The following is a 9066-nucleotide window of genomic DNA, read 5'->3' as shown; positions in this document are numbered from 1 at the left end:
GGTGCACGCGCTCGCCGGGTACCGGCGCACCTTAGGCGACGGCGTGCCGAGCGCGGTTCTGGCGTTCCGGGGCACCGGCGCCCGGTTCGTCAGCGCGGGCCTGCCGATCGACCGCGACGCCCTGGTCGCCGAGGCCGGCCTATCGGTGCTGCTCTCCCCGGCGGCGAGCTTGGGCCTGTCCTACACCGGCCAGATCGGCGCCCGCGCCCAGGACCACGCCGCAAAGGGCGCCTTCACGGTCAGGTTCTGAACAGCCCGGGGCGGGCCTGTCGCACAGGATCGGTCCCCTGGGACCGGTCCGCCCTGACGTATGAATTTCGAGCCGACCCTGGACGGAACCGATGGCTTGGCGACCGGAACCCGACGAGATCGTGCGATGCTGCCTCACGGGACCGTTGGGGTGTCACCGGGGTAGAGCGTCACCGCGTCGGTCAAGGCGATCCGCAGGTCCGTGGGTCGGCCCCATGCCCAATCGGTCTCCGACCGGCGCGAGCGGATCGAGGCCTGCGCACCGGGACAGGCCTGGGACACGGCTTTCACAGCCGGGGCGCTCACCGAGCCCGCAAGCCCGACCGAAACCGCATCCGGTCAGCCACAGCCCCCACACGGATCTCGACGACGCAGAGCTATTCGCGGCTCGGAAATCACGGACGGAAACGAGCCTGAAGCCGACCCACCGGGCCGCGAAGCCAGGTTTTTACCAATCCTCGGGAAACCAAGCGGGGTACGTGCGTACAACGGTCTTGGAAAGTTAGTTGGAGCGGGCGATCGGGATCGAACCGACGACATTCAGCTTGGGAAGCCGGACATCTACCTTTCGAACCCAAGTATCGAGCCCGAATTCTTAACCCTGCGCCAATGATTTCCGTGACTTAACCGCCGCTTGCGCACTCCGACTCCTTGCCATCCCTCTCGGGGGCTGGCTGGTATCAGGCTGGTATCAGCCCTCGGAGAGCTACCTTGGCGACCCAGAACACGTGGACCCGCGAACGTGTCAACCTGACAGCGGACCACCTGAAAAGGGCCCGCCGGCTCATCGCGACGAGCAAGGTCCCGGGCCGCGGGATCGAGTGGGCTGACACCGCGACCACCGGCCTCCTGCTCCGCGTCGGCCCCCTCGGCGGGGCATGGCTCCTCAAGACGGAGGCGAGGACCGTGCGCCTCGGCGACATGGATGCGCTGCCGGTCCCCGCCGCCCGCGCGGCCGCCCAGCAGGCCCGCCTCGACCTCAGGTCGGGTCGGAATCCCCGGGCGAGCCTGGAGATCTACGCCGAGGCCATCGCCCAGACGGACGACGTCGGGCTGTCCGTCGAGGCCGCCTTCCCGGAAGAGGTCGTGGAGCAGTCCGACGAGGACCGGCGCCGGGACGGCCCCTGGCAGTGGCGCGACCTGGTGGATGCGTACCTCGCCACCCGCCTGCCCAAGCTGAAGCCGGGATGGGCCGAGCAGTACGAGGGATACCTGCGCCACCCGGCGTTCGAGCGGATCTCGACATGGGAGCTCGCCCGACTCGACATCGATGTGCTGGAGGAGATCCGCGACAGGATCGCCAAGGCCAACTCGGTCTCCACCGCCGCCCGGGCCGTGAACCAGGGAAAGGCGATGCTGACGTGGGCCTGGAAGTACCACCGGCGCCTCAGCCGCCTCGGCAAGACGCCGTGGTGGCAGGGCTGGTCCATCGAGTATGCCGCCAGCACGCGCGACCACGAGCCGACCCTGTCCGAGCTTGGGCGAACCCTCGCCCTGGCCGAGCGTCACCGCGTCCTCGGCACGACCGACCAGGAGACGTCGGCCGGAATGCTCAAGTCATTGTGGGCCGTGGTGTTGACCGCGCAGCGGACCGGCGCCCTGGCGGCCACACGAAGGGACCGGGTCATCCCGATGCCGGGGCGCCCCGGGTGGGAAGTGTGGACGTGGTCGTCCGGCGACATGAAGGGCGGCAAGAGCCCGCGCCCGCACGCCCTGCCGATTCCACCGGCGGCGCTTGAGGCGCTGAGCCGTTTCGACGAGGGCGAGGACAGCGAGTGGGCGTTTCCGTCCCGAGCCCTGGGCAAGCACGTGACGTCCGACGGCCTGAACCAAATGCTGTACCGCCTGCAGGGCAAGGCGAAGGCGGGAAAGAAGGATGCTGTCACGTTGCGGGAGGTGGACCTGTTCAAGGCCCACCGCATCCGCATCTGGACGCCCCACGACGTCCGGCGCACCCTCGGATCGTTCCTGGCCGAGGAGGAGCTCGGCGGCGCGGCGAGCGCCATCCTGGCGCATAAGACGGGCAAGAGGGACGACGAGGACGCGCGCTTGGAGGACATCACCCGCAAAGTCTACGCGAAGGCGCAGCGGCTAGACCTGAAGGCGCGAGGCATGGAGGCCTGGGTCGCTGCGGTGCTCGATGCCTATGCGCGCGAGGCGGCCGCGCTCGACCGTTCCGCCGCTCGTCGTTAAGAGACGAGCGATCGATGTCCATGACTACGTTAGGACGAAATCGGGCGTCTTATGCGCACGATAGATACAAATTCGATAAATCGGCCGTCCTTATGTTCAATGATGACAATTTTATACATTAGTAGTTTGTTAATACATGCACAGGCGACTTGGCATAGTCTGTGGATTGCATAACAATCTGATCGGTTATCCCTTGCGCCGCGGCATGAGAGCTGCGATCTTCAGGATTCAGCCAGCCCACGAGGCCATCGTGAAACGAATACACACCCCCCGCTTACCGACGAGACCCATCCCCGGGGCGTGACGCAGTGCGCGCAGCCCCATCATGGAGGCTGCCCCGATGAAGACCTTTTTCACCGCCGACACCCACTTCGGCCACAAGGGGGTCCTGTCGATGGCCGGGCGCCCGTTCGCCTCCATCGAGGAACACGACGAGGCGCTGATCGCGGCATGGAACGCGGTCGTCGGCCCGCGCGACGAGGTCTACCACCTCGGCGATTTCGCGATGGGCGCCACCCCGGAGCGATGCCAGGCGATCTTTCGGCGCCTGCGCGGTCGCAAGCACCTCATCCGGGGCAACCACGACAAGAAGCGGGTCCTCGACCTGCCATGGTACTCCCGGCAGGACCTCGCGACACCCAAGGTCGAGGGGACCCGGGTTGTGCTTTTTCACTACCCGATGCGCGCCTGGGCCGGTGCGTTCCGCGGGAGCCTTCAGCTATTCGGGCATACTCACGGACGCCTCCCGGACACCTCCCAGTCCTGCGACGTCGGTGTCGACCGCTGGTCGTACGCGCCGATCAGCCTGGGGCAGATCATGGAGCGCCTCGCAGCCACGCCCACGATTCCCGAAGAGCGCCTGCTGGGCGAGCCACAGGAGGATGAGGATGGCGAGGCGTGAGCGGGAGATCGGCCCCTGCGAGGTCACCTGCCTGGCATGCGGGTGGGTGTCCTACGCGGTGACGCGGGCCGAGGCGGAAAGCGAGGTCGCCCGCATGCGGGAGTACCTTGCGACCTTGTCGGCCGAGGATCGCCGGGGGTGGTCCGAGGAGGGCCCCAGCGTCGAGAAGTACGTCTGCATGGGCTGCGGTGGGCGGGAATTCCGGCCGGCCCGGGCAGAGGACTGCCCGGACGGCGCCACGACGAATCCCGTCGTGTGGGAGGGCTAAACGGGATCGGTCACGGGACCGGTCTGAGGCCCGTGGAAATGCTCGATGACGCTCCTGGTGAAGAGGTCGGGAGTGATGGAGGAAAGGATGCCTCCCGCATCCCGCCGGTCATCTGCACGGATCATGTCGGCGATCAGGCCCTTCCCGTGGAGCAGGAGGAAGGCCTCGGCCAGACCCTCGTTGGGCATGAAGAACGCCGTCCCCTTCGCGGGGGGGATGGCGCCCAAGCCTCCCTTGGCGTCCGCGGCATCGCGACCCTTGATCCACTTCAGGATCGGACTGTGCGGCGCCTGGTGGATCGCGAACACGAACTCGTGCGCGGCGATCTCCCTGGCGATGTAATCGGTCTGCTCCTGGATCGTGAGCCCGACCTGCGCCTCCATCGTCAGATGCGACTTGCGGCACATCTCGCGCATGAAGATCTCGGCCGGCACCGGCTTGGCGAGATCGACGACCACGACCTTCGGGGGCTTCTTGAACTTCCGCTCCGCCATGATGGCGCTCTCCTGCTGTTGTGCCCGTTGGGCGTGAGCAAGAGATAGCGCATGGCCATCGAAGATTAAAAGCGCGACGTGCCCGTACAGTTAACGTGCTGCGCTGGTCAATTTAACCCACACCTGACGTTTGGGCAAGATGTAGAGGGGATGGCTGCAAGAGGAAGCGTCGATATTGGTTAACGACTGCTTTGCATGACCGGCTCACGGACGGCATGCATCAGCCCCGGCGCGGCCTCCTCCACCGACGCGGCCAGCATCCGCGCATGCACGGCCAGGACATCCGCCAGGGAGAGATCGCCGTCCGGAGCCGGGCCGGCCTCGGGCAGCGTCAGGACGCCATCGAGGGCGCGGCAGACACCGACGACGGCGGGCGGCAGGCGACACGGGGGGAACGGGTTCATGGGATCTCGGGGATCAGGCGGACGGCCTTGGCGATGGGGCAACGCCGGCATGCGTCAGCGGGTGCCAGTCCGAGAAGAAGCCAGCGAGGAGATCCGCCGCGGCCCGACGTCCCTCGTCGCGACCGATCAGGGCCCGGACGGCGCTCGGCGATCCGAGGCAGAGCGTCTCGAATCCGGCTTCGTCTAGCTCCCCTAGGGCAACCTCGGCCTGCCCGAGGCGGTGCTCGAACGCGCGGGGCACGAGGTACTCGAAACGCGGGGATTCCCCTGCGTCCTCGGCCACGATCCCGAAGGCCCTGTGCACGTGGGGGTGCGACGATGCGGTGACACGCTGCACGGGCGAGCTCCGGAGCCGGGCCAAGGCGGCATTGGCGACACTGAGTGGCACGACCATGTGCCGGGCCGCCCACGGCAACAGCACGATGCGGCCGCCCTGCAGCACGGTCGCATGCCGGCGCCATGCCTTCCGCGCCAAGGTGAGCGACCCGTGCCGGGAGACGATTAACGACGTCCCCCGGTCGACGATTGCGTGCGTCAGCGCCATCAGGCGGCCGCCCCGACGTCCGGCATCGGCATGTGCTGCAGGATCAAGTCCGCCGCCTCAAGTCCGAGGGTCGCTACGGCCATGGCGTAGAGCCGGTTTGCCTCGATGAGATCCCGCACCGCCAGGGCCCGCGGATCGACCGCATGGTCCCGGCCGCTCACGGCGTAGACGTAGCGACCCTCATCCGCCTCGATGGCCTGCTCCAGCGCGTCGCTGCCGGCGCTGACCGCCGCCTGGGTCAGATCGACGGCGTCGACGAACCGACGGATCGCATCCTCGCCCGCGGGCGTCAGGGCAAACACGTTGCCCATGACGGACGACTTTTCGGAGACCGTATCCCTGGAGATGTAGCCGGCGTGCACGGCCCGGGACCACGCCTTCCAGTCCCAATCGCTGATACCGCGCCAGTCCCCGGTCCGCACAGCCTCGGTGAACTTCTCAGCCATGCCCCGACGCATCATCGGCAGGACGGCAAAGCCATCGGCTTCCAGGCGGTCGAGGACATCACCGGCGCGGTTCAGGTCGTCGGTCTTCAAGACCCGCGCGATGGCTTTGCTGGCGGCGTAACTGATGTCGTCGTTCAGGCGCACGGGCGCTCTCCTTCATGTTGGGGATGCTTGAGCAGGTGGAGCGCCCCTGCCGCCGGGCGCGTCGACGTAGGCCCTCAGCAGCCAGGCGGCGGGGCCTCGCTGCGCCGGCCGAACGCGCCCGAGACGAATCGGGCGTCCTCGGCACGACGGGCGTGATCGGGTCGTCGTCGCGGTCGAGGGCGGCCACGACGGCGGCGTGCGCCTCCGCCAGCGTCTCCTGACGGGCCGGTGCGGAGCGGGAGGCGAGCAGGGCATCGTCGAGGCGCTTGATCGCCCAGCGTGCACCTTCGAGAAGGACGCCATCGACGTGCCGAATGGCCTCGGCGATGCCGTCGCCGCTCGGGCCCGCGGTCCACTGAGCGTGGAGGCGCGCCTCGGCCAGCGCCGCGGCGAGGCGCTTGCGCGTCTGGGAAGCGTCCAGGGCGACGAGCCCGTCGACGAAGCTTGGGGCATTGACGGGCATGGGTGCCTCCTCAGGCGGCCAGGGCCTGGGGAGCCGGCTCGATGCCGACAGCGCCGGGGCCGGCGTAGCCGGGGTGGCGGAGCTCGGCCGGGAGCCAGCCCGTCGGCAAGATCGACGAGACCGCGAACTCGACGAGTTCCTTCTTCTTCTTGTCCTTGACGCGCCTGGCCTCTGCCTCGCCGAGGACCTCCCCCACGATCTGCAGCGTGACGGCCTTGGGAGCCGACTTGAAGAAGGCCTCCCCATCGAACTTGGCGAGCAGCGCGTCCTGCATGGCCGAGGGGTCCGGAAGGCCCATCAGCGCCTGAACGCTCGCACGCTCCGACGGGGCGAGGGGCCGCGTCCCGTGCTCGCGGTGCAGCGTCTGGACGCCCCGGGCGGCGACACCGGCCGCGATCACGAGAAGCTCGTCGACCGACATCGTGGACAGCCGGGCGACGAGGTCCTGGAACGATTCCTTGTCGTGGAGCGACGAGGCCTGCCCCCCGAGGCCGTCGAGCCGCACCTTCATAGGCGCCGCCCAGTGGTTCGCGCACATTGCCCCGGCCAGCAGCGCCACCAGGCCGGCGGTCGGCGACGAACCGAGCGCCGCCTGCACTGCCTCGGTCGCGGTACCGCACAGTGTCTCGACCAGGGAAATCGGCAGGCCCTTCTCCTCGGGCTCGGCCGGCTTGTCGTCCTTCGGCGCGACCGCGGGGACATCCTCGGGGCGGATGACGTACTCGGTGACCTCGATCTTGCCGTCGCGACCGAGCAGGATCACGCTCCCGGAGCGGGCGCGATCAGCGGGACCCGGCTGGATGAAACCCTTGTCACGAAGCGCTTCGGCCTCGTCGTGGGCGGCGCGGATCTGCTCGTCGGACGCCTCTTCCCCCTCGTCGTCGGAATCCAGCCACGTTTCGATCTCGGCGAGACGGGCCTGCTCCTCGGACGACAGCGGACGCTCCGCCGGCTTCACTTGGGGCCACGACCAGCGCCAGCCCATCGGCAAGTCCGTGGCCTTGGCGACCCAGGCCCAACCTTCACGGCGCCGGCGCTCGCACTCGGCCTCCAGGCGCTCATCCGCGAGGCGGGCGAGCAGGACCGGGTCGGACACCGCGTTGCTTCCGCCGAAAAGGTCCTCGACGACGTGGCCGCCGGCGGCCTTGAACGCCTTGGTCCCGACGTAGGCGAGCAGCCCCGAGACATCCTGATCGAGTCCGAGATCGCGCTTGACGAAACAGGCATACAGGCTGCCCGGGCTCTTCAGCCCTTTCTCCAGCACGCGGTCTTGATCGGCATGCAGGGCCATCGTGAAGACCTTCACGGTGTCCTCGCTGACCTTACCGGCGCGCCATGCATCGAGCACCGCAGGCGACACGCCACCGAGCGCGAGCAGCTTCCGGACCTGCGCGACCGGCTGGCCGAACCGGACGGCGATGTCCTTCTCCTTGGCGCCCGAGCGCCGCAGTTCGGCGAACGCCTGCACCCGGTCGGCATCGTGCATCGGCGCCTGATTGATGTTGGCGCCGAGCCCGATCTCCCGGGCGAGCGCCGCCTCGCGGACGGTAACGGGGACCTCGCGGTCGGAGGGGAGCTTCTCCTCGGCGACGAGGGCCCGCAGCGCGGCCAAGCGCCGATTCCCGTCGACCACGTATGCGATCCCGCCCTCACCGGGGACGACGACCAGCGGCTGGATCAGGCCCAGCGCGAGGATGGACGCGGCGAGAGCGTCGAGCCCCGCCTCACGCCCGGACACGCGGACGTTGACGACGCCGAGGGGCGCACCCGGCTCGTGGCCGAAACGGAGGTTCTGGATCTGATGGTTCACGGGGTGCACCTCTGCTGATCTGGTCTGGTCGGTGTGGTGGGTTCAGTCGAAGACGCGCTGGGCAGTCAGGAGCGTCAGGCCGTCGGCGTCATAGAGAGTGACGTCCTCGGGCTCCCTGGGGACGTACATCGGCTCCGCACGCTGCAGCCCGAGACCCCGGAGGATGGCATTCGCAGGCGGACGACGACCGTGGAGGACGTCGCTTACGTACTGCGCGCTGATACCCTGTGACTTTGCCCAGTTAGTCTGCCCGCCCGCATCGGCACATGCCGTCTTCAGCTTGAGGATCACCTCGCCAGTGCGTAGTACGTCGTGTTTCATGGCGAGACCGGAAGATGCGGTTGAGACGAATCAGATGTTAGACCTGTTCCGCTGATCCGCAAGGGCCCTGAATTTTTACAAAAAGTATAATAATTCGCGACGATGGCCTGGAGCGCCCATCCGATTAAGTGGTGTATTGATGGTATCACTTAATACGAGTTGTCGCAGGGCGTCCTTTATCGCCCCAATGCCATTCCAATATGCAGGGTCGGGTGGGAGAATCCGTCAATCAGCGGATTTGACGGAGTGCCCCCAACGATGCCGAAGATCACGACACCCAACTTTGTCACCCTCCACCCGGTCGCCCCCAAGAACGGCCGACTCGACGTTGGGCAGGCGTTCCCGACCCTGGAGATCACGCGGACGGAGACCGAAACCGCGATCACGTACCGCCGGATCACCGCGGTCGACGCGCCCGACGGCACCATCGTTTTCATGCGCGATCCGGTCTGCCGCGGCGGCTCCCACCACAGGCTCGTCAACGGCGAGCTCGTGCCCGTGAACTACATCGACGCCCTGAACGAGCTCGACCCCGAGAACGCCGGGCGTCGCCGCTACGAGGCCCGGCTCGGGCTGCTGCCCCGCAAGCCGCGGAGGTTCACGCTTCCCCTTGATCGCGCAGATGATGAGTGGGTGCCCGGCGACACGTATCCGGACGAGCATCGGGAGGGGGCTTACGTCACCTGCACGAAGCGGTCCGGCCGGCAGATCTGGATCAGAGCCACGACCTACGAGGAAATCGTCGCCCTCGGCGTCAGCCCCTGATCGCCCTGGTCGTTTTCGTCCCCGTCCCGAAAATCGAATCCCACCCCCGAGAGCAGGATCACCC

At 67.7% G+C, this 9066-nt stretch carries 12 protein-coding genes; 5 read left to right on the top strand and 7 right to left on the bottom strand.

Annotated features, from left to right (window positions below; translation table 11 throughout):
* The 4 genes from FV228_RS12935 to FV228_RS12920 form a co-directional block, all read left to right on the top strand.
* Nucleotides 1-250 (top strand): autotransporter domain-containing protein (locus tag FV228_RS12935; RefSeq protein WP_187277723.1); only part of this gene is annotated, 250 nt, incomplete at its 5' end.
* Between the two features lie 710 nt (nucleotides 251-960).
* Nucleotides 961-2442 (top strand): integrase arm-type DNA-binding domain-containing protein, encoded by a 1482-nt coding sequence (locus FV228_RS12930; protein ID WP_187277722.1) that lies wholly within the window; start codon nucleotides 961-963, stop codon nucleotides 2440-2442.
* Between the two features lie 325 nt (nucleotides 2443-2767).
* Nucleotides 2768-3343, top strand: a complete 576-nt coding sequence (locus tag FV228_RS12925; protein WP_147854992.1) for a metallophosphoesterase — start codon at nucleotides 2768-2770, stop codon at nucleotides 3341-3343.
* Nucleotides 3330-3611 (top strand): hypothetical protein, encoded by a 282-nt coding sequence (locus tag FV228_RS12920; RefSeq protein ID WP_147854991.1) that lies wholly within the window; start codon nucleotides 3330-3332, stop codon nucleotides 3609-3611. The genes FV228_RS12925 and FV228_RS12920 overlap by 14 nt, the downstream gene beginning before the upstream one ends.
* Here FV228_RS12920 and FV228_RS12915 read toward each other — a convergent pair.
* The 7 genes from FV228_RS12915 to FV228_RS12885 all read right to left on the bottom strand — a co-directional run bounded on the left by FV228_RS12915 (nucleotide 3608) and on the right by FV228_RS12885 (nucleotide 8237).
* Nucleotides 3608-4105, bottom strand: coding sequence for a hypothetical protein (locus FV228_RS12915; protein ID WP_147854990.1), 498 nt, complete (start codon nucleotides 4103-4105; stop codon nucleotides 3608-3610). The two genes, FV228_RS12920 and FV228_RS12915, sit on opposite strands and share 4 nt — an antisense overlap.
* Nucleotides 4106-4284: 179 nt before the next feature.
* Nucleotides 4285-4509, bottom strand: a complete 225-nt coding sequence (locus tag FV228_RS12910; protein ID WP_147854989.1) for a hypothetical protein — start codon at nucleotides 4507-4509, stop codon at nucleotides 4285-4287.
* A 13-nt stretch (nucleotides 4510-4522) separates the two neighbouring features.
* Nucleotides 4523-5053 carry a hypothetical protein gene (locus FV228_RS12905; RefSeq protein ID WP_147854988.1) on the bottom strand — a complete coding sequence of 177 codons (531 nt, stop codon included), beginning with the start codon at nucleotides 5051-5053 and terminating at the stop codon, nucleotides 4523-4525.
* The gene (locus FV228_RS12900) at nucleotides 5053-5643 is read right to left on the bottom strand and encodes a hypothetical protein (protein WP_147854987.1); all 591 of its coding nucleotides are present in this window, start codon (nucleotides 5641-5643) and stop codon (nucleotides 5053-5055) included. The genes FV228_RS12905 and FV228_RS12900 overlap by 1 nt, the downstream gene beginning before the upstream one ends.
* Nucleotides 5558-6106, bottom strand: a complete 549-nt coding sequence (locus FV228_RS12895; protein WP_147854986.1) for a hypothetical protein — start codon at nucleotides 6104-6106, stop codon at nucleotides 5558-5560. The genes FV228_RS12900 and FV228_RS12895 overlap by 86 nt, the downstream gene beginning before the upstream one ends.
* A 10-nt stretch (nucleotides 6107-6116) precedes the next feature.
* The gene (locus FV228_RS12890; RefSeq protein ID WP_187274741.1) at nucleotides 6117-7916 is read right to left on the bottom strand and encodes a ParB N-terminal domain-containing protein; all 1800 of its coding nucleotides are present in this window, start codon (nucleotides 7914-7916) and stop codon (nucleotides 6117-6119) included.
* Between the two features lie 42 nt (nucleotides 7917-7958).
* Complete coding sequence (locus tag FV228_RS12885) at nucleotides 7959-8237, bottom strand: helix-turn-helix domain-containing protein (protein WP_147854984.1); 279 nt, start codon at nucleotides 8235-8237, stop codon at nucleotides 7959-7961.
* A gap of 258 nt (nucleotides 8238-8495) precedes the next feature.
* Here FV228_RS12885 and FV228_RS12880 point away from each other — a divergent pair, with 258 nt between their 5' ends.
* Entirely contained in the window at nucleotides 8496-9002 is a 507-nt protein-coding gene (locus tag FV228_RS12880; RefSeq protein ID WP_147854983.1) for a hypothetical protein, read from the top strand.
* The last annotated feature ends 64 nt before the right edge of the window (nucleotides 9003-9066 follow it).

Origin of the sequence: Methylobacterium sp. WL18, from assembly GCF_008040015.1 — a bacterium.
GTDB lineage: Bacteria > Pseudomonadota > Alphaproteobacteria > Rhizobiales > Beijerinckiaceae > Methylobacterium > Methylobacterium mesophilicum.
This window is presented reverse-complemented; position numbering and strand designations above follow the sequence as displayed.

Excerpts from the sequence above, each read along its gene's own strand:
- FV228_RS12925 (WP_147854992.1), top strand. The coding sequence starts at position 2,768 with ATGGAGGCTGCCCCGATGAAGACCTTTTTCACCGCCGACACCCACTTC.
- FV228_RS12920 (WP_147854991.1), top strand. The coding sequence starts at position 3,330 with ATGGCGAGGCGTGAGCGGGAGATCGGCCCCTGCGAGGTCACCTGCCTG.
- FV228_RS12915 (WP_147854990.1), bottom strand. The coding sequence starts at position 4,105 with ATGGCGGAGCGGAAGTTCAAGAAGCCCCCGAAGGTCGTGGTCGTCGAT.
- FV228_RS12910 (WP_147854989.1), bottom strand. The coding sequence starts at position 4,509 with ATGAACCCGTTCCCCCCGTGTCGCCTGCCGCCCGCCGTCGTCGGTGTC.
- FV228_RS12905 (WP_147854988.1), bottom strand. The coding sequence starts at position 5,053 with ATGGCGCTGACGCACGCAATCGTCGACCGGGGGACGTCGTTAATCGTC.
- FV228_RS12895 (WP_147854986.1), bottom strand. The coding sequence starts at position 6,106 with ATGCCCGTCAATGCCCCAAGCTTCGTCGACGGGCTCGTCGCCCTGGAC.
- FV228_RS12885 (WP_147854984.1), bottom strand. The coding sequence starts at position 8,237 with ATGAAACACGACGTACTACGCACTGGCGAGGTGATCCTCAAGCTGAAG.
- FV228_RS12880 (WP_147854983.1), top strand. The coding sequence starts at position 8,496 with ATGCCGAAGATCACGACACCCAACTTTGTCACCCTCCACCCGGTCGCC.